Annotated in this window: 21 protein-coding genes; 9 read left to right on the forward strand and 12 right to left on the reverse strand. The window is 64.4% G+C overall.

Going from position 1 to position 25,433, the window contains the following annotated elements:
- The first annotated feature begins 85 nt into the window (after positions 1–85).
- Positions 86–2,584, forward strand: a complete 2,499-nt coding sequence (locus tag SM755_RS09760) for a glycoside hydrolase family 3 N-terminal domain-containing protein (RefSeq protein WP_323172468.1) — start codon at positions 86–88, stop codon at positions 2,582–2,584.
- A 124-nt stretch (positions 2,585–2,708) separates the two neighbouring features.
- A complete protein-coding gene (locus SM755_RS09765; protein ID WP_323172469.1) occupies positions 2,709–3,833 on the forward strand; it encodes a Gfo/Idh/MocA family oxidoreductase in 1,125 nt (374 codons plus the stop codon).
- 63 nt (positions 3,834–3,896) lie between these two features.
- Here the strand turns inward: SM755_RS09765 and SM755_RS09770 are convergent, their stop codons facing one another.
- The 3 genes from SM755_RS09770 to SM755_RS09780 form a co-directional block, all read right to left on the reverse strand.
- The gene (locus SM755_RS09770; RefSeq protein WP_323172470.1) at positions 3,897–5,108 is read right to left on the reverse strand and encodes an MFS transporter; all 1,212 of its coding nucleotides are present in this window, start codon (positions 5,106–5,108) and stop codon (positions 3,897–3,899) included.
- Positions 5,109–5,165: 57 nt separating this feature from the next.
- Positions 5,166–5,396 carry an Lrp/AsnC ligand binding domain-containing protein gene (locus tag SM755_RS09775; protein ID WP_323172471.1) on the reverse strand — a complete coding sequence of 77 codons (231 nt, stop codon included), beginning with the start codon at positions 5,394–5,396 and terminating at the stop codon, positions 5,166–5,168.
- Between the two features lie 116 nt (positions 5,397–5,512).
- Entirely contained in the window at positions 5,513–5,860 is a 348-nt protein-coding gene (locus SM755_RS09780; RefSeq protein ID WP_323172472.1) for a hypothetical protein, read from the reverse strand.
- Between the two features lie 160 nt (positions 5,861–6,020).
- Between SM755_RS09780 and SM755_RS09785 the strand changes: the two genes are divergently transcribed.
- The 5 genes from SM755_RS09785 (at position 6,021) to SM755_RS09805 (ending at position 10,107) form a co-directional block, all read left to right on the forward strand.
- Positions 6,021–6,320, forward strand: a complete 300-nt coding sequence (locus tag SM755_RS09785; protein WP_323172606.1) for a hypothetical protein — start codon at positions 6,021–6,023, stop codon at positions 6,318–6,320.
- A 214-nt stretch (positions 6,321–6,534) separates the two neighbouring features.
- Positions 6,535–7,092: a DUF6790 family protein gene (locus SM755_RS09790; protein WP_323172473.1), complete on the forward strand. Its 558-nt coding sequence runs from the start codon at positions 6,535–6,537 to the stop codon at positions 7,090–7,092.
- A 122-nt stretch (positions 7,093–7,214) separates the two neighbouring features.
- Positions 7,215–8,453, forward strand: a complete 1,239-nt coding sequence (locus SM755_RS09795; RefSeq protein ID WP_323172474.1) for an HD domain-containing protein — start codon at positions 7,215–7,217, stop codon at positions 8,451–8,453.
- 50 nt (positions 8,454–8,503) lie between these two features.
- Complete coding sequence (locus SM755_RS09800; protein WP_323172475.1) at positions 8,504–9,544, forward strand: amidohydrolase family protein; 1,041 nt, start codon at positions 8,504–8,506, stop codon at positions 9,542–9,544.
- Positions 9,545–9,630: 86 nt separating this feature from the next.
- Positions 9,631–10,107, forward strand: coding sequence for a universal stress protein (locus SM755_RS09805; protein WP_323172476.1), 477 nt, complete (start codon positions 9,631–9,633; stop codon positions 10,105–10,107).
- 15 nt (positions 10,108–10,122) lie between these two features.
- Here the strand turns inward: SM755_RS09805 and SM755_RS09810 are convergent, their stop codons facing one another.
- The 8 genes from SM755_RS09810 to SM755_RS09845 all read right to left on the reverse strand — a co-directional run bounded on the left by SM755_RS09810 (position 10,123) and on the right by SM755_RS09845 (position 20,816).
- Positions 10,123–11,073 carry a biotin--[acetyl-CoA-carboxylase] ligase gene (locus tag SM755_RS09810; RefSeq protein WP_323172607.1) on the reverse strand — a complete coding sequence of 317 codons (951 nt, stop codon included), beginning with the start codon at positions 11,071–11,073 and terminating at the stop codon, positions 10,123–10,125.
- Between the two features lie 79 nt (positions 11,074–11,152).
- Entirely contained in the window at positions 11,153–12,133 is a 981-nt protein-coding gene (locus tag SM755_RS09815) for a tyrosine--tRNA ligase (protein ID WP_006665948.1), read from the reverse strand.
- Positions 12,134–12,354: 221 nt separating this feature from the next.
- The gene (gene ggt / locus SM755_RS09820; RefSeq protein WP_323172608.1) at positions 12,355–14,295 is read right to left on the reverse strand and encodes a gamma-glutamyltransferase; all 1,941 of its coding nucleotides are present in this window, start codon (positions 14,293–14,295) and stop codon (positions 12,355–12,357) included.
- A 137-nt stretch (positions 14,296–14,432) separates the two neighbouring features.
- A complete protein-coding gene (locus SM755_RS09825) occupies positions 14,433–14,741 on the reverse strand; it encodes a HalOD1 output domain-containing protein (protein ID WP_323172477.1) in 309 nt (102 codons plus the stop codon).
- A 157-nt stretch (positions 14,742–14,898) separates the two neighbouring features.
- Positions 14,899–15,675 (reverse strand): 4-phosphopantoate--beta-alanine ligase, encoded by a 777-nt coding sequence (locus SM755_RS09830; RefSeq protein ID WP_323172478.1) that lies wholly within the window; start codon positions 15,673–15,675, stop codon positions 14,899–14,901.
- A 79-nt stretch (positions 15,676–15,754) separates the two neighbouring features.
- Entirely contained in the window at positions 15,755–18,685 is a 2,931-nt protein-coding gene (locus SM755_RS09835; protein WP_323172479.1) for a DUF1508 domain-containing protein, read from the reverse strand.
- A gap of 517 nt (positions 18,686–19,202) precedes the next feature.
- On the reverse strand, positions 19,203–20,042 hold the full coding sequence (locus tag SM755_RS09840) for a pantoate kinase (RefSeq protein ID WP_323172480.1): 840 nt from the start codon (positions 20,040–20,042) through the stop codon (positions 19,203–19,205).
- Between the two features lie 90 nt (positions 20,043–20,132).
- Entirely contained in the window at positions 20,133–20,816 is a 684-nt protein-coding gene (locus tag SM755_RS09845; protein WP_323172481.1) for a helix-turn-helix domain-containing protein, read from the reverse strand.
- A gap of 385 nt (positions 20,817–21,201) precedes the next feature.
- Here SM755_RS09845 and SM755_RS09850 point away from each other — a divergent pair, with 385 nt between their 5' ends.
- Both SM755_RS09850 and SM755_RS09855 read left to right on the forward strand, forming a co-directional pair.
- Entirely contained in the window at positions 21,202–22,707 is a 1,506-nt protein-coding gene (locus SM755_RS09850; RefSeq protein WP_323172482.1) for a PQQ-binding-like beta-propeller repeat protein, read from the forward strand.
- Positions 22,708–23,101: 394 nt separating this feature from the next.
- Positions 23,102–24,022, forward strand: coding sequence for an alpha/beta hydrolase (locus tag SM755_RS09855; RefSeq protein ID WP_323172483.1), 921 nt, complete (start codon positions 23,102–23,104; stop codon positions 24,020–24,022).
- Positions 24,023–24,123: 101 nt separating this feature from the next.
- Here SM755_RS09855 and aspS read toward each other — a convergent pair whose 3' ends face one another.
- The gene (gene aspS / locus SM755_RS09860) at positions 24,124–25,428 is read right to left on the reverse strand and encodes an aspartate--tRNA(Asn) ligase (RefSeq protein WP_006666210.1); all 1,305 of its coding nucleotides are present in this window, start codon (positions 25,426–25,428) and stop codon (positions 24,124–24,126) included.
- Between the last annotated feature and the right edge of the window lie 5 nt (positions 25,429–25,433).

Here is a 25,433-nt window from a genome sequence, read left to right on the forward strand (position 1 = left end):
ACGTTGCTATTGCTCGAAGAACGCTACTGATACAGCGCCGATAGTCCGGAAATAGTTATTCGGGAGAGAGTTGCCGTCTCCGAGCATGCCACCGGAACGAGCATTCGATCGCAGTGGCAGTGGTGCATCACGACGGACGTTCGTCAAGGCGACGAGCGCGATGGCAATCGGAACCGGCGTGAACAGTGCCGTGGTCGGTGCGGGTGAGTCGAAGACGGACGCCGATCCGGAGACGACGGACGATATCGGGCGTCGTCTCGAGTCGATGACGGTCAGACAGAAGGTCGGACAGATGACCCAGGTTGCACTCGGCGAAGCGGGCGAAGGGTTCGACCCGGACGATCCGTTCGAAACGCACGACGAACCCGAGACGGTCGGAGCCCTGTTTACGGACCTGCACGTCGGGTCGATCCTCAGCGGCGGCGCGTCGGGGCCGACGTTCGACGGCGAGGAGTTCGTCGCGGGACTGAACGGGTTACAGCGGTACGCTATCGAGCAGACGGAGCACGGCGTTCCGTTCCTCTGGGGCGGCGATGCGCTCCACGGGAACGGCCTGCTCGACGGCTGTACGAGTTTTCCCCAGCGGCTCAACATGGGTGCGACGCGCGACATCGACCTGGTCGAAGCGGCGGCGGTCCAGACCGGGTCGGAGATCGCGGCCATGGGCGGTCACTGGAACTTCGGACCGACGGTCGACATCCTGCGGGACATGCGCTGGGGACGATATTTCGAGGGCCACAGCGAAGATCCGATGCTTCTCGGGAAGTTGGCCAGGGCACGTGCCCGGGGGTTCGAACGAAACGGTCGCGTCGCGGCGACGGTCAAACACTTCGCCGGCTACGGAACGCCGAACACGGGTAGCGACCGTGCACACGCTCGTACGTCGATGCGAGACCTCCGGACCAGACAGTTGCCGGCGTACGAGCGAGCGCTCGAGGAAGCCAAGACGGTGATGGTCAACAGCGGCGCGGTCAACGGGAAACCGGCACACGTCTCCGAATGGCTCCTGACGACGGTGTTGCGCGAGCGATACAGCTTCGACGGCGTGATCGTCAGCGACTGGGACGACTTCCTGCGCTTGCTCACCAATCACGAGTACCGCCCGAACACGGACGAGGGGTGGCGGTGGGCGGTCAAGGAGGGCATCACGGCCGGCGTCGACATGCACATGTGCGGCGGCGAGGTGTCGCCGGCCGAGTTCATCGAGACGGCGGTCGACCTCGTCGAGAGCGGCGAGATCTCCGAGGACCGCATCGACGAGTCGGTGCGTCGCATCCTCGAACTCAAGCGGGAGCTCGGACTGTTCGAGCAGCCGCTCGTCCGGGAGGATCGGATCGGCTCCCTCGTCGGCGGCGCACGGGACGTGTCCGCGAAACTGGCGAAGGAATCGCTGGTGCTCCTCAAGAACGAGGACGATGTACTGCCACTCGAGGGGACCGAACGGGTGTTGCTAACCGGCCCAGGAGTCGAGGACGGAACGCCGAACCGGTTCCTGATGCAACACGGCGGCTGGACGCTCGGGTGGCAGGGCGTCGAAGACGGCGACCTGACCGCGGACGGCCCGAGACCGCGTCAGACCACCGTCGAGGGCGCGATGGCAGAGCGACTCGGCGACCGACTGACGCACGTCCCGACCGAGTTCGAGGCCGCGCCGTACGAGAGCATCTACGAGAACTTCGACAACGGCTTTTTCGACGTGACCGACGAGCAGGAGCGTGCAATTCGCGAGGCGGCGTCCGCTACAGATGCGGTCGTCGTCGTCCTCGGCGAAGGGCCGCACAACGAGGGCTTCGGCGACCGCGACAAGATGCGCTTCCCCGAAGCCCAGCACGAACTCGTGGCGCTCCTTGATGCAGTCACCAGCGACGACGTTTCGCTCATCGGCGTCGTCCTCGCCGGTAGTCCGCGTGGGACCGCGGAGACGTTCGACCGCCTCGACGGCGTCCTGTTCGCCGGCCAACCCGGGAGCGACGCGGGCGTCGCGATCGCCGACACGCTGTTCGGCGACTACAACCCGTCTGGGCGACTCCCGTTCACGTGGGAGGCCAACGTCGGCCACGTCCCGCAGTGCTACGACGACTATCCGCCCCGACAGTCCGTCGACGCGGGCGCGCAGACGGTCCAGTTCGAGTTCGGCCACGGGCTCTCCTACACCGACTGGTCGTATACTGGGCTGACACTGTCGGCGTCGACCATCAAGAATCCCACATCGAATCCGACGGTCACGGCCCGGGTTACCGTCGAAAACACGGGCGAGATGGACGGCGAGCACATCGTCGAGGTGTACAATACCGAGTCCTGCGGGTCGGTCCTCCAGCCCCACCGCCGGCTGCTCGGCTTCGAACGAGTTCACGTCGCGGCCGGCGAGAGCGAGACCGTCGCAGTTGAACTCGATCTCTCGGCGCTCGAGGTCGTCCCCGGTGACGTGCCCGGCTGGAAGCCGACGGTCGTCGAGGCCGGCGAGTACGAACTCTCGGTCGGCGAGGAGACGGCGACGTTGACGATCGGGAAGACGGCGTCGCTCACCGATCCGAAGCCGGCCCCCGGTCGGGACGGTTCCGCCGGCGGTCGCTGTGACGACTGAACCGGTGAAATCCCGGTTCGTCGGCGACGAATCGGCTGCGAGCGCGACGTGACGATCCGCCTCGGTACGCCGGCGCGCTTCTGCGATACAAACATCTAACCCGGACACCGCTGAAAGGGTAACCATGACCCTCGACGTCGGCGTTCTCGGCTATCGATTCATGGGCAAAGCACACGCAAACGCCATGGCGCGGCTGCCGATGTTCTTCCCGGACGCGCCGGCGATCGAGCGCTCCGTCCTGGTCGGCCGCAACGAAGAAACGCTGCGCGAGGCCGCCGACCGACTCGGGTTCGACTCGATCTCGACGGACTGGGAGGCCGTCGTCGACGACGTCGACGTCTTCTACAATCTCGGTCCGAACCACGTCCACCCCGAGCCCTCGATCGGCGCACTCGAAGCCGGCACGCCCGTCTTCTGCGAGAAACCCCTCGCGCCGACGCTTGAGGAGGCAGAACGGATGGCCGAGGCGGCGGCCGACGCTGGCGACGACGTGCCCGCCGGCGCCGCCTTCAACTACCGGTTCGTGCCCGCCATCCAGTACGCGAAGGGCCTGCTCGACGCGGGTGAACTCGGCGAAATCCGTCACGTTCGTGGTCGCTACCTCCAGGACTGGCTCGTCGATCCCGAGGCACCCTGGGAGTGGCGACTCGACGAAGATCTCGCGGGTGCCGGCGTACTGGGCGATCTGGGCGCGCACACGGTCGACCTCGTGCGATTCCTCGTCGGCGACGACGACCTCGCCGGCGACATCGAACGTATCAGCGGGCACTTACAGACGTTCATCGACGAGCGCCCCGTCGACGACGGCGACGAAACGCGGCCCGTCACCGTCGACGACGCCTACTCCGCCCAACTCGAGTTCACAAACGGCGCGATGGGGACGCTCGAAGCAACCCGGTACGCGACGGGGCACAAGAACGACCACACGATCGAGATTCACGGCTCCGAGGGGAGCCTGCGCTTCTCCCTCGAGCGACTGAACGAACTCGAAGTCCTGCGCGACGGCGACCGGGGCTACGAGACGATTCTCGTGACCGACGAGGACGATCCGTACCTCGACCACTGGTGGCCGCCGGGCCACGTTCTCGGCTGGGAACACACGTTCGTCCACGAGAACTACGAGTTCCTGAGCGCGGTCGCAGACGGGCGATCGTTCGCGCCGAACTTCGACGACGGACTGGCCGCCCAGCGGGTCCTGGCGGCGATCGAGGAGAGCGACGAGCGCGGCGAGTGGGTGACTCTCGGCTGAGTTGTGGCTCGCGCGACGAGAACGGGGCGTTCAGCGCTGTAACGGAACGCGGGCGCGTTCCCGTCACTGGGAGCGGGGACTCTCGGAGGACTGCACTCGCGGCTCTGAACTCGTAACCAGTAGTGCGCCGATTCCGAGGAGGAGCATGGCGATTCCCGAGAGAGCGATGAGTGCGGCGTAACTGGCGAGAACCGCCAGCCCGGTGTAGACGACGGGGCCGGCGGAGCGACCGAGGAAGGTCGTTGCGTTTCGAATGCTCAGCGCGCCGGCCCGGTATTCCGGGAGGGCGATCCGGCCGATCGCGGCGTCGATCGACGGAAGCGCGAGTCCAAACCCCACGCCGACGACGACGGCACCGACGGTGAGCAAGCGTACCGACTGTCCCACCCAGACGACGAGCAACCCGATACCGTAACAGAGGAAGCTAACCGCCACCAGCCGGTGGTTCGACCAGCGTTTGGCGAGGTCGCCGTTCTTCAGCGCGACGGCGGCCGACGCGATCGTTTGAATTGTTAGCACGGCACCGATGACGACTGACGATGCGTCGAAGTCGGCCGTCAGGATGAACGGGAGCGCGGTCAAAATCGTCCCGAACGCGACCGCTTCGAGCAGGAAGGTCGCGCCGTAGAGGGCGCTCGCCTCGCCAGCGGGTAAGGCGTCGACTGCCCCGCGAAGGTATCGCAGGCCGGTCCGCGGCTCGCCGGTTGGCGGCTCTTCGAGTGCCCGAATCGCGAAGAGACCGGCCGGAATCGCGACCGCGTACACCAAAAACGGAACGTGCCAGTCGATCGAGCCGAGCGCACCGCCAACGAACGGATAGATCGCCGCACCCGCAAACAACGCGGCGGCGTTGACGCCGAGGACGGCGTTTCGCTGGACGCCGTCGAAGACATCGCTGATGAACGTCACCGTCAGGATGAACACGCCGGCCGACGCGGTCCCCTGCAGCAAGCGAAGTGCGAGCACGATCGAAAACGAGTTCACGAACGCGGCGAGGACGCCGGTGACGCCGAACGCGAGCAGGCTCGGGATCATGACTCGCTTGCGACCGACCTGGTCGGCGAGCATGCCGATGACGGGCGACAGCACGATTCCCGGCACGAAGTACGCCGTGATGAGGAGGCTCGTCCGGGCGTCCGTAATCCCGAACGAGTCTCGAATGGCGGGGAGCACTGGACTGAGCAGCGGGACGCCGAGCGGCAGGACGAGCGTACTGACGAGAATCGCCTGTAACGTGGGCGACCGCCATGGAATCGTCGTTTCGTCGGCCGACATACGGCGTCACACGGTCCGAAGAACGAAAGTGCTGTTCGGTACCCCGTCGAAATCCGCCTATTCGAGAACGATACAGGTTCGCGTCCGCCCCACGTTTTCGTCGCACTGAATCTGTTCGGTGACCAGCGACAGGAGTTCCTGATTCGAGTCGGCTTCGACTTCGGCGATGATGTCGAACTCGCCGGCGATGATACTCGCCCGAGTGACCGCGTCGAGTTCGCGGAGCGACGCGAGGACGGGGCGGGCGGTTCCGGCGGCGGTCATAAGCAGGACGTACGCTTCTACCATGGAGTTCACCACCAGTTGAGAACAGGTGCTACGGGCGGATATAGCTCTATACCGCCAGTAGAGACGGTTCGGATAGTGAGAGAATCGCCTCACGGACGGTACTGGGGACGCGTCGATCAGGTATTGGAATCGGTATCAGTATCAGTATCGGTATCGGTATCAGCGCCAGAGTGAGCACCAGTGTCAGTGGGAGTCCCAGCGCCTGTCTCGGTCTCAGTCCCAGCCTCGATCCTGATCACGGTCCGAATCTGATCGTACCGGGGACTTCCCTCACCGGGCGACCGACCGTCGAGTTCGAGGTAGCCGGGTTCGATGCCGGTCACCTCTCCCGTGGCCGAGACGTCATCAGCCCCCGTCCGATCGGCCTCTCGAACTTCGACGGTGTCACCGACCGTAACGTGTTCCTCGACGAGTCGAGACGCTTCGTCGGTGCTGGCGTCCCGCGGAATCGTAAGTTCGGTCATGAATGGGTATGAGTACTCCGGCGGCGAGACGGGTAAACGCACACACGTCAAGCGACGGGAGCTTTTGTACTCGTGTTGATCGAGTTCGCTCTCGCAGGACCGCGACGCGCCGGCGAGAATCGTTATGTGCGAGGGCGCGAGTCGGTACAGTACTGTCGCCATGACGGGGCCACAAAACGGAGCGGGCGAGCAGGACCGGACGCGTACACAACAGGGTTCGACAATCGAACTCGCGGGCGGCTTTAGCATCCACGACTACCGGACGAAACTGAAGCTCTTGAACGACGCCGGCACGACGCGAACGCTCGAAAACCGCGAGGGGTTGCTGTGTCCGGCCTGCGAACGCGAGTTCGATCGACTGTTCGTCACCGAGGAGCAAACGGCGTCGTTCGAGACGCCGGCAGAGCGCCCGTTCTGTCTCGCCCGGACCGACGAGAAACTGTTGCTGTGTACGCACTGACGGCGGCCCGAGGGATAGTTGTGAACTCGTCAGCGGAGATTGCACGACGACTTCGATGAACGACCGTGCTGTGTCCGTCCGATTTGTCGCCGTCTTTCGTGTGTCCGGAACGGCCGGAATGTGTCTCTCGGCGCGACACTCAGCGGCAGCCGGTAACTGCTTTATCTCCGTGTGAGGCGTACGGTAGGACAACGCGTGCACGGTGAACCACACGATGACTGCACATTCGACTCGATCTCCGTCCGATGATGCGGCTTCCGGGAGCGGCGATCAGAAACCAGTAGAACAGGACCGCGACTATCGAGTTCAGGACTACATCCAACCGCTTGCGTTTCCCGCTGGCGCGATCGTACTTGCACTCGCCCTGAGTACCGTCTGGAACATGACTCCCGTCGACGCGTTCTTGCTCTCGTTTCTGGTCGTCACGGTCGGGTTCCAGGGAATCTGGGCGTTTCTCGGCCACTACTTCAAAGCCGACATGGTCGCTGCACTCATCGGTTGGCCGGCCGGCAATCCGTTCCAGACCGAAATCGCGTTCGCAAACCTCGCGTTCGGTATTCTCGGCCTCCTCTGCGTGGTCTATCGCGGCGAGTTCTGGATTGCAACCGCGATCGGCATCTCGATTTTCCTGCTCGGTGCCGCGTCCGTCCACATCCGCGATATCCGCGAGCGGGGGAATCTCAATCCCGCGAACGCGGGCGGGATTCTCGTCACCGACATCCTCACTCCGCTCGCGTTGCTCGGACTCCTCGCGCTGCGATACCTCCTGTAGAACTGTAGGAACTAGCCGCTATAATCCATTCCGCTGCCCCGTACGCGCCCCTTCACGCCCGTTTCAATCTCATTTCCCGGTTGTCGCGACAGTTTTTCTACCATAGCGCCGGAATGACGGCTATGAAGATCATCAAGGACAGCGTCCACGATCACATCGCCGTGGACGGCGTCGCCCGCGATCTCGTCGATACGCCGGCAGTGCAACGACTGCGGCGCATCTCCCAACTCGGCACGGTCTCGCTCGTCTACCCCTCCGCAAACCACACTCGTTTCGAGCACAGCCTCGGCGTCTACCACATCGCCTGCGAAGCCCTCGACCACCTCGGCATCGAGGGCGTACAGAGCCAGCGCGTCCAGGCCGCGGCCCTCCTCCACGACGTCGGTCACGGTCCGTTCAGCCACAACCTCGAATCGCTGACCCACCGCCGTACCGGTCGCTACCACGACGACGTCCACGATCTCCTTACCGACGGCGCAGTCGGCGACGTACTCCGCAACCACGACCTCGACCCCGACACGATCGCCGACCTCGTCGCCGGCGACGGCCGCTTCGGCCAACTCGTCTCCGGTGAACTCGATGTCGATCGCATGGACTACCTCGTGCGCGACGCCCACCACACCGGCGTCCCCTACGGTACCATCGACCACGGTCGACTGATCCGCGAACTCGTCTTCGTCGACGACGAACTCGTGCTCGACGAGGGCAACGTCCAGACCGCAGAGAGCCTGCTCGTCGCCCGTGCGCTGATGAACCCGACCGTCTACAGCCACAGCGTGGCCCGAATCGGCAAGGCGATGCTTCGCCGCGCGGCCGAACGGTTGCTCGACACGCCAACGACCGACACCGACGCCGCGGCGCTCCAGCGCATGGACGACTACGACCTGATCGTCGCCCTGCGCTCGTGTGCGGCCACCAGCGAGTTCTCTCGCCGACTCGACGAGCGCGACCTGTTCAAGCGGGCCGTCTGGGCGGAGATCGACGACGTTCCCGGCGGCGTCATCGAGGCGGATCACGAGTCGATCCGCGATTTCGAGCGAGAGATCGCCGACCGAGCGGGTGTCGACCCGGAACGCGTGATTCTCGACGTGCCGAGCCGGCCGTCGATGACCGAATCCTCCTCGCGTGTGATGGTAAACGGGGAGATGCGGCGGCTCGGGCAGCAGTCGCCGTTGGTCGAGGCGCTGCGCGGTGCCCAGTACTCCCAGTGGCGACTCGGCGTGTACTCGCCGTCGACGGTTCGAGAAGCGGTCGGCCACGCGGCGGTTTCGGTCCTCGGGCTGGATATCGACGGCGCGCTGGTCAGCGAGGTGCGAAACGGACTCGACACGACGCTCGATCAGTTCACGGACCAGGCGTAGCGACGGTCCCGAGGCGAACCGTTGATGGAACTGCCCGCGAACACACGCGTATGGAACGCACAGGGATTATCCTTCGCGGCCGCGAGTTCACTCCAGTCGAGGGTCGCGTCGTTCTCGACGACGAGGGACGGATCGAGGCGATCGAAGAGGAGTCGGTCGACTCCGACGACATCATCCTCCCGGCGTTCGTCAACGCCCACACCCACATCGGCGATTCGATCGCCAAGGAGGCCGGCGGCGGCCTCTCGCTCGAAGAACTCGTCGCGCCGCCGGACGGGCTGAAACACCGGTTGCTCCGGGCCGCCTCGCGGGACGAACTCGTCGCGGCGATGGCGACCTCGCTCGAGTTCATGCATCGGAGCGGCACCGCGGCCTGTCTCGACTTCCGCGAGGGCGACGTTGCCGGCGTGGAGATGCTCGAAGCGGCTGTCGCCGCCGCGGACGGCGCTGTCGACGCGCTCGCGTTCGCCCGCGGCTCCGTCGACGCGATGGACGCGGGCGACGGCTTCGGCGCGAGCGGGGCCAACGACGCCGAGTTCGGCGAGGAACGCCAGGCGACTCGCGAGGCGGGCAAACCCTTCGGCATCCACGCCGGCGAGGTCGACGCGAGCGACATCGACCCCGCGCTCGATCTCGAACCGGACTTCCTCGTTCACATGGTCCACCCCGAACCGGACCACCTGGAGCGCATCGACGACCAGAACGTCCCCGTCGCGGTCTGCCCGCGCTCGAATCTCGTCACCGGCGTCGGACTCTCCCCCTACGCCGAACTCGCCGAGCGAACGACGCTCGCGCTCGGCACCGACAACGTCATGCTGAACTCGCCGTCGATGTTCCGCGAGATGGAGTTTCTGGCCAAACTCTCGGAGCTCTCCGCGACCGAAATTCTGCGGATGGCGACGATCAACGGGGCCGAACTCGCCGGCCTCGATTACGGCGTGATCGAACCGGGACGGGAGGCCCGACTGCTCGTCCTCGACGGCGGATCGGCCAATCTCGACGGCGCGCGCGAACTCGTCCGTGCCGTCGTTCGTCGGGCGGGCGTCGACGATGTCCGCGAAGTCATCGCGACTCCGGAGCCCGACGGGTGAGTCCTGTTCCGACGTAAGACGGATTGACGGTCACGATGGTCACGAAAACGTTCTTATAGCATCCGTGCCATTGTGTAACACAACCAATGTACGACTGCATCCTCGTTCCGACCGACGGCTCGCCCGAGGTCGAGCGCGCGCTCGAGTACGCGTTCGACCTCGCACGCACGCACGACGCGACGATCAGGGCGCTCTACGTCGTCAACATCAGCGGCTACGGGGGGCTGCCGATGGAAACCGCCTGGGAAGGGATCAACAACGCGCTGCGCGGCGAGGGAGAGACCGCCGTCGATCGCGTCGAAGAACTCGCGCCCGACGATATCGAGGTCGAAACGGCGATTTTCGAGGGGTCGCCGAGTCGCGTCATCGTCGAACAGGCGGCATCCGAGGATTGCGACCTGATCGTGATGGGAACCCACGGGCGCGGCGGTATCGACCGGCTACTGCTCGGTAGCGTCACCGAACGCGTCGTCCGGCAGGCTCCGGTTCCCGTGCTGACGGTACAGGTCGACCCGTCCGACGTGCCGGAGCAACCGAACGAATCGCGCGCTATCGTCGAGTAACGAGGACCCCAGATCTTAGACGGGACGGAGGTGCTCGCAGTCGCCCGCCGAGACCGTCACCGTCGTCCGTTCTTCTCCGGCGTCCGTTTCGATGACGAGCGCCCCCGCCGCCGTGATGTCGACCGCTTCGCCGACAACTTCGCCCGCCGGGCGCTCGACCCGCACGCGCTGGCCGAGCGTCAGCGCGAGTTCGCGCCAGGCCGGCACGACCGCTTCGAGATCGGTTCTGGCGTCGTCGAACGCTTCCAGGAGTCGCTGCACGAACCGCCGTCGATCCACGTCGGCAGCCTCGTCGCGGACCGTCGTGGCTCCCGCCGGGAGGGTGTCGGCGTCTATGTTCGCGTTGACGCCGATGCCGACGGTGAGCCACGCGACGCGGTCCGTCTCGCCTTCCATCTCGGTGAGGATACCCGCGAGCTTTCGGTAGTCGCCGTTCTCCCCGACGGGGACGACGACATCGTTCGGCCACTTGATCCCCGCGTCGACGCCGGCCTCGCGGGCCGTTCGGGCCGTCGCGACCGCGGCGGCGAGCGTGTACAACGGCGCTCGCGCCGGCGTAATCGACGGCCTGGTGACGATACTCAGCCAGATACCGCCCGACGGCGAAGACCACTCGCGGTCCAGACGACCGCGGCCGCCGGTCTGTTCGTCAGCGAGGACGACCAGATCCGACGCGCCGTCGGTCGCCCGCTCTCGCGCCACCGCGTTCGTGCTCTCGACCGCGTCGTGGAACTCGACGGTGAACGGCGCGTCGAGACCGAACTCGACGGCTGGGCCGCTGTAGGCGTCGACGTCGACGAGTTCGTAGCCGGACGGGCCGCTCTCGATGTCGAAGCCGGCCTCGCGGAGGGCGTCGACGTGCTTCCAGACGGCGGCCCGCGAGACGGCGAGCGAGTCCGCCAGTTCGGGACCGGAGACGGGGCCGTCGGCGAGGGCGTCGACGATTGCGCGTCGCGTCTCGTTCATGAACGCAAGCGGGTGCCGCTCGTACTTCAATCGGCGGGATCGACAGCGGGTGCGCGCGAAACGGTGTTAGCAGCGGGTTTCAGTTTCGGATTTCGCGAAGCTTCTCGCGGCCCGGCGCGATGAGTTCGTCGAGGTACGTCGCGAGCGTCCCCTTCGCGTCGGCCGGGTGGAGTTCGCCGGATTCGAGATCGGCGGCCAGCGACTCGTAGTCGTCGTAGGTCAGGTCACCGCCGTACTCGTCGGGGCGCTCGACGACGATTTCGTCGAACCGCGGGAAGACGTGGTACTCGAACAGTTCGAGCACGGGGTTCTCGAGGTCGCCCTCGGGATCGCGCGTCGGCGGGCAGAACGCCGAGTTCACCTTCTCTTCGAGATCGTCGGTCGAGTCCTCCATCGAGATGGTTACGCCATCGCTCGATGACATCTTGCCCTCGCCGCTGGTGAGGTCGGCGACGATGGGGGTGTGCAGGGCCGGCCGGACATCGTAGCCGAGTTCGGGCAGTTCCTCGCGGGCGAGCATGTGGACCTTGCGCTGGTCCAAGCCGCCGACGGCGAGGTCTAAGTCGAGGTACTCGATGTCGAGCGTCTGCATCAGCGGGTAGACGACGTGGCTCACTTTCGCGGTCTCGCCGCCCTGAATCTCGGCCATCGCGCGCTGGGAACGGTTGAGCGTCGTCGAGAGTTCGAGTTCGTGCAGGTCGAGGGTGTACTCCTCGTCGAGTTGGAACGCGGAGCCGTAGACGAACTCGGTGTTGTCCTCGTCGAGCCCGTAGGCGACGAACTGGGCTTTCATTTGCTCTGCGGTCTCGCGTATCTCCTCGAAGGTCCCCTTCCCGTTTAAGTAGGCGTGAACGTCGGCGAGGAGGATGACGACCTCCATGCCGGCCTCCTGGAGGTCGATGAGTTTGTTCGCGGTGAGCAGGTGCCCGAGGTGGAGCACGCCCGAGGGCTCGTAGCCGACGTAGGCGCGCTTTCCGTCGGGGTCTGCGGCGAGTTCGCGCACCTCCTCGTCGGTCACGACTTCCTCGGCGTTTCGCGTGATCAGATCGTACGTCTCCATGGCTTGTCTCAGTGGAATCAACGGACGGATTTATGCGTTCTTGAACGATGTTCGCACGGCGGTCGGTGCGCGGGGTGGGTGGAGCGGAGTGTGAGGTGTGGGGCGGAGGAGAGTAGAGGAGACGGTGGGGGAGAGTGTAGGATACGGAGGGGAGATGGAATGCGGAGCAGACAGCACCGAAAAGAGCGCAGAACGCGGGTGCCTGTTCGGACGGGCAGTCGCTACTCCGGCTTCCCGCCTTCGTCCTTCCCACCCGCAGCGCCATTCCAGGGCCCCATCTCCACGAGCCCGACCGCCTGTCCGTTGCGGTTCGGATCGGCCGCGCCCGTCAGGTCGTCGCTATCGGCGTCGATATCGATCGCCTGGACGTTCCCCAGCGCCTCGGACGAGTTCTCCCAGACCTGTCCCCAGTCCGCGGTCGTCTCGCGGACGTGGTCCGGCACGCCCGCGTCCCACGAGATGTCGAGACACTCGCCGGTGTAGATCGTCGGCTCGGTGATCGACTCGAGCGGGTCGAGTCCGTAGACGTAGCGGTGCAGAATCGTCTGCACCGTCGCGGAGACGATCGTCCACCCGCCCGGCGAGCCGACGGTGAACTCGGGGACGCCGTCGCGGACCACCATCGTCGGACTCATGCTGCTCAGCGGCCGCTTCCAGGGTTCGACCTCGTTTGGACCGCCAGGGACGGCGTCGAAGTCCGTCAGTTCGTTGTTGAGCATGAAGCCCCGGCCCGGCACCATCATCCCGGAGCCCATGAACTGCTCGATCGTCGACGTGTACGAGACGGCGTTTCCGTCCGCATCGACGACCGAGAAGTGCGTCGTCGACCCCGGGAAATAGGGGGAAGCGGGTGCGGCGGGCTGGTCTCCCGCTCCCGGCGGAACGCCGGGTTCGACGCACTCGCCGGCCCCGTAGTCCGCGAGCGTCTCCCCGATCGACACCTGCGCGGCGCGCCCCGACAGGTAGTCGTCGTCGAGTAGTCCGTCGATCGGAACGTCGACGAACTCCGGATCGCCCATGTACTCGTTTCGATCAGCCCAGGCCAACCGTATCGCCTCGGCGACGAGATGGTACGCCTCGGGAGAATCCCGGTCGTACGCCTCGAAATCGAGTTCTTCGAGCAGTTTGAGTATCATGATCACCGCGCTTGGCCCCGAACTCGGGAGGGGCTGGCCGACGATCTCCACGTCGCCCCACTCCGCTCGCACCGGGTCGTCGACCACGGCGTCGTACGCGGCGAGGTCGTCCGTCGTCATACTCCCGCCCGCTTCCTGCACCGTCGCCGCGAGATCGGCCGCGACGGGGCCACTGTAGAAACCCGCCGTACCGAGGTGCTTGATCCAGAGGAGCGTCTCCGCTAGATCCTTATTGACGTACGTGTCGCCCGCCGAAAGCGGCTCTCCGTTCTCGTCCGAGTAGGCCTCCCGCGCCGCGTCGTTGAACTTCTCCCAGTTCGACTGGATCTGCGCCGCCAGGAACTCGTCTATGGAAAACCCGTTCCACGCCAACTTGATCGCGGGCGTGATCAGTCGCTGGCGCGGGCGCGAGCCGTGTCGTTCGCGCGCCGTCTCGAGCCCCGACACGGTCCCCGGCACGCCGACTGCCTCTCCCATCTGAATCCGCGTGTCGAACGGGATCGGATCGCCGTCCTCGTCGAGGAACATGTCCGCCGTCGCGCCGTGTGGCGCGCGCTCGCGACTGTTGACGACGCTGAACTCGTCGTCCGCTGCGTCGTAGATGACCATGAATCCGCCGCCGCCGATGCCGGAGCCGTGTGGCTGCGTGACAGTCAGTACGTACTGCAGCGCGATGGCCGCGTCGACCGCGTTCCCGCCCTCCCGGAGGATCGTCGCTGCAACGCCCGAGGCGATCGGATCGACGCTCGAAACCATGCCGCCCGCCGCGGTGACCTGCTGTCCGCACCGGAAGTGACGCTTGTCGCAGCTGAATCCCGGAACGTCGGTGACCTCCTGCGCGTCGGCGGCCGCCGGGATCGCCGCCGGACCGGCCGCGAGCGCTCCGGCAGCGATACCGGTCTGGGCCAGTAGCGACCGGCGACTGAGCGAGCCGCGCCACGTCGCCTGTCGGTCGATTCCGTCCGCTGTGGCGCTGTCTCGATCTTCGCCGGTCTCGACTCCGCGTGAGGGCTGGTCGTTCGTCATCGGTTGAATCCCAGAAACCATTCACCATTTCCAATAATAATCGTTGTGGTGAACGTCACCGATACCGCCTCCAGTGATTCGCATGGTGACGCCTGCTGGATCCAGTATTGTTCGACCAACAACCCCGCGGAACCGAATTACGATGGTGACTGCAAGATCGTCATTCTCCCGTTTTGCTGTACATGAATCCGGTACCCCCGGTACGTGAACGTGATGTTCGCGTCGGCTTCTTCGGGTGGTGGTGATGAAAAGAGGTTCGCGATCAGGTCGTCGATACAGTTGTATATCGGTGGAAGTTCAGTCGGGCCGGTGTTTTCGAGTTCAGCGATCGCTTCAACGATCTGGGTTGCGGGGGCGTCCCGCTCGGTGTCGAGCGTTCGTCTCGTGAGTATCTTGTCGGAGTTTCCCGGGGACCCGATAATTTCGGTCATCGGTACCCATGCCATTTTGGGCCGCGACTGTAACCGTTTGACTGGCCATTGCATGTCCAGTTGAGACGACACTTTCGCGCTCTTCTCGCGTTCGTGCGGTGTCCGTCGTATTCTCGCTCCCGCTCGATGCCGGTCTCGGAGACAGCCAGAGGAGACCGATCCAACCGACGGGTCAGAGCCCGTTTCGAATGCGAGCTTCGGCTTCCTCGAGTGCCTGTTCGCGGTCGAACTCGTCGACGATCGACCGGAGTTCGGCCTCGTCAGCGTCTGCCAGGTCACGCGCGTGCTCGGTCATGTTCGGCACGGCTCTGATGATGTTGTCGACGATCGGCACCGCCGCGACCTGCGGCGAGCGCGAGAGGGGGTTGAGGTCGATCACGATCTCGGTTTTGTCCATCTCCTGCAGGGCTTCCGCGCGATCACCGTCTTCGAGGGGAACGAGAACCACGTCAGCAGCGTAGATACCGTCGGCGTCGACCTTCGCGCGCTGGTGATCGAGCTTCGGGATGCGAGCGTCAGCCGTCAGTCCTTTCACCTCGTCAGCCCCGTGTTCGCGCAGGTGCTCGGCGATGGCCTCGACTCGGTCTGCGGTTCGGTTGAAGAGGTTCACCTCGAGATCGGCGTCGACCGCCGACGCGAGGTCGACCATCTCACCGGGGACGAGCGCGGCGACGTTCCCGTTGATCGAGAGGACGGGCTGGTCGGCGAGCAGGAGGTGTGCGGCCGCCGCCCGCTCCGCCGCATCGGCGCTCGGAATCGTCTCCTCGCCGAGCAGGTAATCGAAGGCGCTGCCCCGACCCTCGGCGTGCATCCCCTGGAGGTGGGTGATGCCCTTCTCGATGCCGGTTTCGATCCGGTGGCGAGTGAGCAGATCCTGGTATCTGGGATGGTCCGCCGGGATCTCCTCCTCGTGTTCGACATCAGCCGAAACGGTATCGTAATCGCTCACGATCGACCATCCGATTGCATCGATAAAAAGCGGCCCGATCCGTTCGTACCGACCGATTCTCCCGTGTCGTTCTCGCTCGCTATTCCGTGAAGGTGATCCAGCCCTCCGGAGCCTCCGCTTTCACGTCGTTCATCGCTTCGCGAGCGTCGGTCCGAGACTCGTAGGTCTGGGTGCTCTCGGCCATCGTCGACCCGAACTCGTCGACCAGCCGCCAGACCCACCCGTCCGTTTCTCCGTCTTCGTCGTCCGCCGTGTGCAACTCGAAGGAAACGCTGTCGATCTCGAGGATGCTCGCCGCCTCGATCAGCTCGCGCACGTTCTCGAGCGCCTCGCGCGCCGACTCGCTCGATTCGTGCATTTCGGAGCCGGTCGCAACCGTACGTCCGTCCTCGTCGATCAGCCGCCACTGCCAGCGGTCGTCCTCGTCCGCGACGAGTTCGAACGACGCGACGTCGAAGTCGACGCGGCCGGCCATCGGCGCGAGCTGGCGCACCGTCTCGACCTGGGAGTACAGCTCGTCCCGACTCGACGCGGTGTCGGTCGAACTCGCGAAGACGGTGCGCTCGCGGTCGACCAACTCCCAGGACCAGCCGTCCTCGTCGGTGAGTCGGATCGCCGCGTCCTCGATCGTAAAGATCGGCGCATCGGCGGCGTTGGCCGTGAGCGTGTCGACGGTCGCAAGCACGGCCTCGCGCTTCGCGTAGGTGCCGGTCGCGTCGGCGATTTCGTTGCGGTCGCGATCGAGCAGCCGGAAGCTCCAGTCGCCGTTCTCGTAGAGCTGGACCGTCACGTCGCCGATCGTGTAGGCCTGTGCGGATGCCGCCGACTCGCGAACGTCCGGAAGCGTGTCGACGAGTTCGTCTCGCGTCGCGGCGGTGTCGCCGGCGACGGCGACGGTTTCGCCGGACGGAAGCACGAATCGCCAGTGCCAGTCCTCGGATGCGTAAGTCTGGAAGATGGCCTCGTCCATTGTCCGCACGTCCGAATTGAGGTGCTCGAGCAGGCGGTTCATCGCCTCTCGGGCGGCGCCACGGGTCGGATGGGTTTCCGGGTCCTCGGCAACGAGTTTACCGGCCTCGTCGATCAGCCGCCAGCCCCACTCGTCGTCCTCGTTGACGAAGAGTTCGAACGCGGCGGTTTCGATCTCTAAGAGTTCGGCGTCGGGAGCCTGCTCTTTGAGCGTCATCATCGCCTCGGCAGCCTCGCCGCGCGAGGTGTGTTCCGCGCCGCTGTCGGCGAGCACGTTCCCGTCCTCGTCGATCAGCCGCCAGCGCCACTCACCGGAGTCCGCTTCGTAGACCTGGAACGCCGCCTCGTCGAACTCGATGAGATCGGCTTCGCTCGCTTGATCGCGAACGCGTTCGATCGCCTCGGTCGCCGTTTCGGTGTCGCGGTGGCGTTCGGTGCTTGCGGCGATCACGTCGCGATCCTCGGTGACGAGCCGCCAGTTCCAGTCCGGACCGTCGGTCGCGTCCGCGTCGGCCTCGCCGTCGGCTGTCGTCGTTCCGCCGTCCGTCGACACCAGTGTACTCCCCTCGCTCGCCGTCGCGGGCAGACTGTCGTCCTCGTCGTACGTGAGCTCGCGGTCGGGAGCAGGATAGATTTCGTACTCCGCGTCGTCGATCTCGACGACGTCGGCGTTGCGGGCGTGCTCGCCGAACGTATCGGTCTCGTGTGCGGCGTCCGCCTCCGTCTCGGAGGCCGCCGGACTCTGTGCGACGATGTGTTCGGCCTTGTCGACGAGCCGCCAGCGCCACTGCTCGCCCGTCTGGTAGCGTTCGTAAGTCGGCTCGCCGGCCACCGTTACCGACGCCGAATCGAGCGTCGAGAGCAACGCACCGGCCGCCTCCTCCGCATCCCGCCGCGCGTCGAACTCGTCGGTGCAGGCGGCCAGCGCCGTATCCTGGTCGTCGACGAACCGCCACGTCCAGTCGCCGTTTTGCTTGTAGAGTTCGGCGCCGACGTGTTCGATGTCGAGCAGTCGCGCCTGGTCGAACTGCTCGGCGAACGTCCGCGCGGCCTGTTCGGCGCGCTCCTGGGTGCCGTAGCCGTCCTCGCCGGCGGCAAGCGGCGCGCGCTCGTCGTCGACCAGTTGCCAGTACCACTGATCGCGCTCTTCGGCGTAGGTAAACGCCGCTCCCTCGATCTCGATCACGTCCGCCGCCGGACCGCGATCCTTGAGGAAGCTCACCGACTCCTCGGCACCGTCGCGCTCGCTGAACTCGCCGGCGCAGGTGCCGACGACGCTGCCGTCGTCGCGAGCGAGCGTCCACTGCCAGGAGCCGTCGCGGTCCTCGTACAGTCGGAACGCGGAGGTCGTCAGTTCCATCAGCCCGGCCGAACTGATCTGGGACTGAACGCGTTCGATTCCCTCCGTCGCCTTTGGTCGGGTGACGGCGCTCTCGTTGCTCTCTGCCAGCGCTTCGAGGTGGAGCACGTGCCACTTCCAGTCGCCGTTTTCGTCGCGGAAAACCGCGAACTGTGCACCTTCGAGCGCGTCGCCGGTGAGTATCGGCGGTTCCTCCGTTTCGCCTTCCTCCGTGACGAACATGCCCTTGCGACCGGTCAGCACCGGAACGAGCGCGGTGACGCCCGCGATGATCCCGATACCGAGCGTGTAAACCAGAATGACTTGCACGCTGTAGTCAGTGCCGAGATTCCGCCAGTTGTAGGGATACGCCCAACCGAAGAATCCGACGCCGATGAACGCGATAACCAGTCCGACACCGCTCGCCTGAATCCCCCGTTTTCGAACGGGAAGCATCAGGACGATCCCGAAGAGACAGAGGGCAAGTCCCGTCGCGGCGATGACTCCGGAGGCGCGGATGATCCCATACGCATTGACCTCGGCCGCGTAGCCGGCAATAAACGTCGCGACGCCCGCAATCGCGACGACGTAGCCGACGATGAACACCCAGTAGCCGTACACATCCTTCGTCGAGTCGGGCTCCCCGACGTAGCGTTCGTACAACCGATACAGTTTGTGGTGAAGGTCACTGATCGAAGACATTCGAAATGTGACCGGAACACGGAAACCCACCATAATAAACCTCTGGCCATCAGACACATTCCGGACATATAATATCGAATACCATTTGGCCGACAGCGGTTTCAACTTTGATTTTTAGAGTGGGACACCAGATCCCCCATTATCGGCGTTTTTAGCCGCGTCTGTGATTCGAATGGGCCGCTTGAAACACTCCCACTCCGGCTTGTCCTCGAACACCTCTATTTTGTGACTATGATAGTCGCCACTATCGTGTTAACACCCTGCATTCTTCTGGAACGACTGTCACTGTGACGACTCGTCTTCGACGTGCGTCGACGGCAGTACTCGGCCCTGTTTCGAGGATGAACTCGGAGCGAGCGCGACGGAGAGACTGTCGACACGCTTACGAAAGCGGCGAGCACGGATCCGCAGACAGTCGATCGCCGGTCGGGGCTGGCAACGAGCGGGCGAGGTTTCAGGCTTCGAACTCGTGTGACCGGCCAGCGACGAGGGCTCGTCACGCCCCGGCAGCGACGCGCTACTTCAGTAACGCTCCCGCGGGATGGGTCGCACAAACTGACGGCTCGTAGCCCGCCGCCGAGAGCCCCGTCCCGAGCGCAAAGACCGTCTCGCCGAGCATCGCCATCGACGCCTGGCCGTTCTCGTCGGTCACGTCGCCGATCGTCTTTGCGACCTGGTCGGTCAGCAACTCCGCTTCGCGGGCGAACAGCCGCGAGGCGTACATAAACGAGAGGAGCGTCGGTTCCTCGACGACCCGCGAAAGCGCCTCCTTGCCGGCCGTTGTCAGCTGCTCCGTTTCGCCCGCGAGCACGTCCGCCGTCGAGAGTTCACCGAACGACACGTATTCGACGCGCGCTCGCGTGGGGATGGCGTCGAGTTTGTTCTCCTGCGGGCTCCCCGGTTCGAGGCGGATCGGAATGCCGCCGTGAGCCTGTGCGACGACATCGCCCAACCCGGTACCGGCCTGGACCTCCGCACCGTGGGCGACCGCCACGAGTTCGTTTCGCGAGAGTTTGCACTCGAAAACGCGATTCGCAGCGAGTGCGGTGCCAAGCGCCATCGCACCCGAGACGCCGAAGCCGGCACCCAGCGGGAGGTCGGACTCGGCTTCGATGCGAGCGACGACGCCGAGCGTCTCGAGAACGGTCTCGACCGGCTCGATATCGATCATTTCGCCGTCGAGGATGACGATCGACTCTGATGCCTCGTCGGATACCGATTCGACCGTGACCGTAACGCCATCGGTCAGCGTCAGCCCGGCACCGCGCGATCCCGCTTTCGTCGGATCGTCTGCCGGGTGCGCGCTGAAAAAGCCCGTTATGTGCCCTGGTACGAACGCCGTCGCCTCCTCGCGCATTGGCGACCCTTGCGACTCGGGGAGTATAACGTTGCGGATTCGAGCCACACTGTGGCCTTACGGGCGGTTTTGTTACTGCTATCACACGTCTCAGGTTTCCGTCCGAGCCCCCGTTCGATTCGAGACGGTCACGGTGACAAGTCTAGATTCGATCCGCCGCAGCGTCTGCCCGACTGAACTCGCAGAACAGTCCAGTTCCGCCGCGATATCTTCGTAGGTCGCCTCCCGTGGAACCTCGTAATAGCCACACTCGTAGGCGGTGAGCAAGACCTCGCGCTGGCGGGTCGTGAGTTCGTGAAACTGCCGACTGGCGGTGTGATCGTACTCCGTAACGGTTTCGACGGTGAGCTCGGCGAGATCGCGCGTCTCGGCGACGAGTTGCTGGATGTCCTTGCTCGGCCCCGCGACCGTCACCCGCAGGGACGACTGTGCAGGGTCGACGAACACCATGGGATACTGCACCAACACCCCGTAACTCCGATGGATTTCGAGAATCGCTCGGTTGAACTCGGTCGGGTGGTAGCGAAGTTGGACCATCGTCGTTTGATCGGTATCGATAATCTCGCAGTCCACCAGGCGCGGCAGGTCCTCGTCGAAGGACCGCCGAACTGCCGGTACTTCGCCCGTCACCTCGAGAAACACCGTTATCGTCCCGTCGGTAAGGATGTCGACCTCGTGGATCGCCTCGAGTGTCACCCCGTTCGCCCGAAAGCGACGTTCCGTCGGATCGAAGTACCGTTCCCGTGGAGTGACAATATATGTCACTCGCTTCATGTAGCGAGAGGACAATAACCATTGGTAAAAACGTTCCGAAGCGAGTGAAGACGGTGTTTCGTTACGCATGCAGAGTGGGGCAGGTGATCTCCGCTATGGAACAGTTGAAAATCCTCCCGCCTTAACTAAATACGAGCCTGTTTCTCCCCCATCAGATAGAAGACGACTAATTCCACCGATCCGTACAACACTCATCTTACGTTGAAGGGCCCGGCGCTGTGTGCCTATCGACCGATTTCGAATACATCGTGCGTTGCTGGGGCCCCTGACACTGAAGGGAGATTTCGGTCGTGCCGGGTCTGACGGGAGTTCTGCAGGAACGATTGGAGTACTGAAATTGTCTACGGACAGTATAATTAACCTCGATTGTTCTTTCTGCGAGGGTATGGATGAACACGACAGTAATCCACTCGAAGAGCAATCGTTCCAATCAACTCGTCGTCGCGGGTTCCTGCGCGGTGCTGCGGGTGCGTGCCTCCTTTCGGGGATCGGTACCGGGATAGCCGCTAGTGGCGAAAGTGACGAGGGCGCGGAATCGAGTGCAGGTGAAGAACTGTGGCGAGTCGATTTCGCTAATTCGGAATACCTTCGTGGTCCTTCCCTGTCATCCGTGGCAGATGGTTCCCTCTTCGTAAGTAACCCCGATGCTGTTCATGCACTGTCCGCATCGACGGGCGACGAAGAGTGGCAATTCGGCGTCGACGACACGAGGTTTCACGATCCGCCGATCGTGGTCGATGGCACCGTCTTTGCTACGACTAACGATCCCTCCGGTCAGGAAGGAGGCGACGGAAAGGATACCTCGGTGTACGCGCTCGACGCGGACACGGGCGAACAGAAGTGGCAGTTCGACGAGTACGAGGATACAGTTGCACCGATACACGTTGCGGAGAACACCGTCTTTATCCCATCACAATTTTGCGTCTACGCGGTGGACGCGACCACCGGAGAACAACGATGGCAGTTCGAGGTGGGCTACGGCGTAGAAACCAATCCCAGAACGGACTTCTTCGCCGAGACCGCCACCGGCACACTCTACGTCGCTGATGGTGACGGGAACGTGTTCGCCGTGGACGTGGCTACCGGCGAGGAAGAGTGGCGCGCCGATGCCGGCACTCGGGTAACGACCGAGTTGTCGGTGGTCGATGGCACGCTGTTCCTCGGTGCATTCGGCAGCGACATGGAACAGCCGACTAACTCCGAACTCCAGTACTACGTTTCCGCGCTGGACGCAGCCACCGGCGACGAACGCTGGCGATTCACGCTGAATCCGGAGCCCGGTCTCGAAAGCCCGACGCTCGAGTTCGTAACCGTGATCGATGACACGCTCTTTGCCGGGTCGGACGCGTGTGCTGACTATCCCACGTGCGCCAGTCTGTACGCCGTTGACGCGGCTTCAGGCGAAGAAAAGTGGCAATTTGAGGCCGATAATTCGGTCGATACGGTGACCGAGGCGGATGGCACGCTCTTCGTCGGAACTGCGGTTGGGAATGGCGACGACGGCGTCGTTCACGCGGTGGATCCGGAGACGGGTACGGAACTGTGGTGTTTCCTCGCCGGCAATCTGTTGCTCTCACCGATAACCGTCATCGAGGATACCCTCTTCGTCGTCAGCAGAACTGATACGGACTTCGAGGACGCTTATCGGTTGAACGCGCTGGATACGGCCACCGGCGACGAAAAGTGGAACTTCATCGCCGATACCGACGTTGGCGGGCCGAGGTTCGCGGACGGTACTGTCTTCGTTTCAGCCGACCGCGCAACGGTGCACGCGCTGGATGCAGGTGTAGAGCGCTCGAACGAAGACGGTGGAACAGACGACGACTCGAGTGAGGATAGGAGAACGGACGAGAACTCGGGCGGGGACACCGAAGACGAAACGAACTGCTAGGACGGACGTCCGTATCGGAGATCCCGGTTCCCAGTGCACACTCGGCGTCCTCCGGGCCGATATCCGAGCACGATAGTCAGTCGACTTCGAAATCGCTGTCGCGGCTGTTTTTGGCGTGAGAGGAACTCTCAGCGCCCGGGGAACACAATCGACTGAGGTATCACTACAACCACGATCGGCCGACTCGAGCGCTCAACGGCCGAATACCAGCTAAGGAGGGGCTGAACTAGACGGTGCCTGGCTAGCATAATACTACAAACCAAACACGATCCGAGTGAACTGACGAAACGGCGGTGACGGGATTCGTTACCGGACCGTTCCGTCCCGGATATAAATGAGTTCGTTCGTGAAGAATTGAATCTTTGCTCGCGTACGCCGATCGTTTGCTTGCGATATGGCAGAAAACAACAGCCACACTGCGAGCGGAGACGCATCGACACCGGCGACCCGCGATCGGTGGGCGACGGCGGAAACGGACTCGACGGCGACGACACGGCGATCGCTCCTCGCGGCGACCGGCGCGACGGTCGCGGGGGCGGCGGGACTGTCCGCAACGACGACGACAGCAACGGCAGCGCCCTGGGATATCGACGTCATCGAAATCGACGAGGGACTGTTCGGGTGGAGCGCCGACGGCAGCCTCCCCGTCGCGGACGAACTGTTCGTCTTCATCCACGGCTGGTTCGGCGATTCGACCGCCCGCAGCCAGGCCGACGACGTGCTCCAGTCGATCCAGTCCGGCGGCTTCTCGCCCGACGAGAGCGTCGTCCTCGAGTGGCCCGCGAGCACGGCCAACTACTTCGGCGCGGAGGCGGATACCGAGGACGTGGGCGAAGTCGCCGCCGAACTCGCCGAAGAGTTCTACGACGACGGCGGCGGCAACATTCGTCTCGTCGGTCACTCCCTCGGCGGACGGTGCGTACTCTGGACGGCGGACAAGCTCAGCGCCGGCTACGAACTCGAAACGGTCGCCCCGCTGGGAGCGGCCGCCGACGGCTCCGAGGTTTGCGGTTCGCCGTGGAACGACGGCCTCGACAACGCCTGCGAGGTTCGTAACTACCACTCCGAGAACGACTCGACGGTCGGCGGTGCCTACGGCGGCTTCGGCGATACGGCGCTCGGAACCGAAGGCGCGGGCTGCTCGCCGGCCGCGAACTACACGGATATCGATGTCACCGCAAGCGTCGGCAGCCACCTCGCGTACCTCGGCGACTCGACCGTCGGGTCCGATCTCGCCGATGCAATCTTGAGCGGGAGCTGCGACGGTGCCGACGACGATGACGATAGCGACGATGACGACGGCGGTTGGTGGTGATCGCTATAGATTAGCCACTGTCGTCGGTTGCGGTCGATACTGACCGCGACCAGCGACACACAAGCAGTTACGGGTGCCGCTACGGATCGATTGGGCCGCGCCTACGGTGACAGACGCTGTCGATCTCGCGGGAAGAGGACCGCTTCCCGGATGTTATCGAGCCCGAGAACCGTCATGATCAGGCGCTCGCCGCCAAGCCCGAAGCCGGCGTGGGGCGGCATGCCGTACTTGAACATCTTCGTGTAGTACTCGAACTGGTCGGGGTCGAGGCCCTGCTGTTCGAACCCTTCGATCAGGTGTTCGTGACGGTGCTCGCGCTGCCCGCCCGAGACGAGTTCCATGCGCGGGTGCATCAGGTCGAAGCCGGTCGAGAGTTCTTCGTCGTCGCCGTGGTCCATGATGTAGAACGGCTTGATCTCGCTCGGCCAGTCGGTGATGAAGTAGTGGCCGCCGACGTCGTCGCCGAGGGCCTTCTCGCCCTCGGTTGGCAGGTCGTCCCCCCAGACGAGCTGTTCGTCGAGTTCGCCCGTGGCGTTGATGCGCTCGATGGCCTCCTCGTAGCTGAGTCGGGGGAAGTCGGCCTCGGGGACCTCGAAGTCGTCGGCGAGGCCGAGCGCCTCGAGTTCATCGCCGCAGTTCTCGGCGACGGCCTCGTAGGCGGCCGTGACGACGCCCTCGGCGACGTCCATGGCGTCGTTCTGGTCGCAGAACGCGCCCTCGAAGTCGATCGACGTAGCCTCGTTTAAGTGCCGCGGCGTGTTGTGCTCTTCGGCGCGGAAGATGGGGCCGATTTCGAAGACGCGCTCGATGTTCGAGCCGGCGATCAGCTGCTTGAACAGCTGTGGCGACTGGTTCATGAACGCCTCCTCGCCGAAGTAGGTGATCGGGAAGAGTTCGGTGCCGCCCTCGGTCCCGGTGGCGACGATCTTCGGCGTGTTGATCTCGGTGCAGTGGAACTCGCGGAACCGCTCGCGGGCGGCGCGCAGGATCTCGGCGCGGATCTCGAAGACGGCCTGGACTTCGTCCTTGCGCAGGTCGAGCGTGCGGTTGTCGAGTCGCGTCGAGAGGTCGGCGTCGACCTTGCCCGAGGGGTCAAGCGGCAGTTCGGGGTCGGCGGCGGAGATGACGTCGACCGATTCGGGAACGACTTCGACGCCTGTCGGGGCGCGCGGTTCCTCCTCGACGGCTCCGGAGACGCTCACGACGCTCTCGCGGGAGACGCCCAGCCCGGTTTCGACGAGGTCGTCGTCCATCTCGTCTTTCTCGAATTTGATCTGGATCTTTCCGGTGGCGTCTCGGAGGATCAGGAAGGCGATTCCGCCGAGGTCACGGATCTCGTGCACCCAGCCGGCGACCGTGGCGTCGTCGCCCGGCTCGGCGTCGGCAGTGTAGGTTCTGTCCTGCATACCAC

The sequence above is a fragment of the Natrialba sp. PRR66 genome (assembly GCF_034808065.1).
GTDB lineage: Archaea > Halobacteriota > Halobacteria > Halobacteriales > Natrialbaceae > Natrialba > Natrialba aegyptia.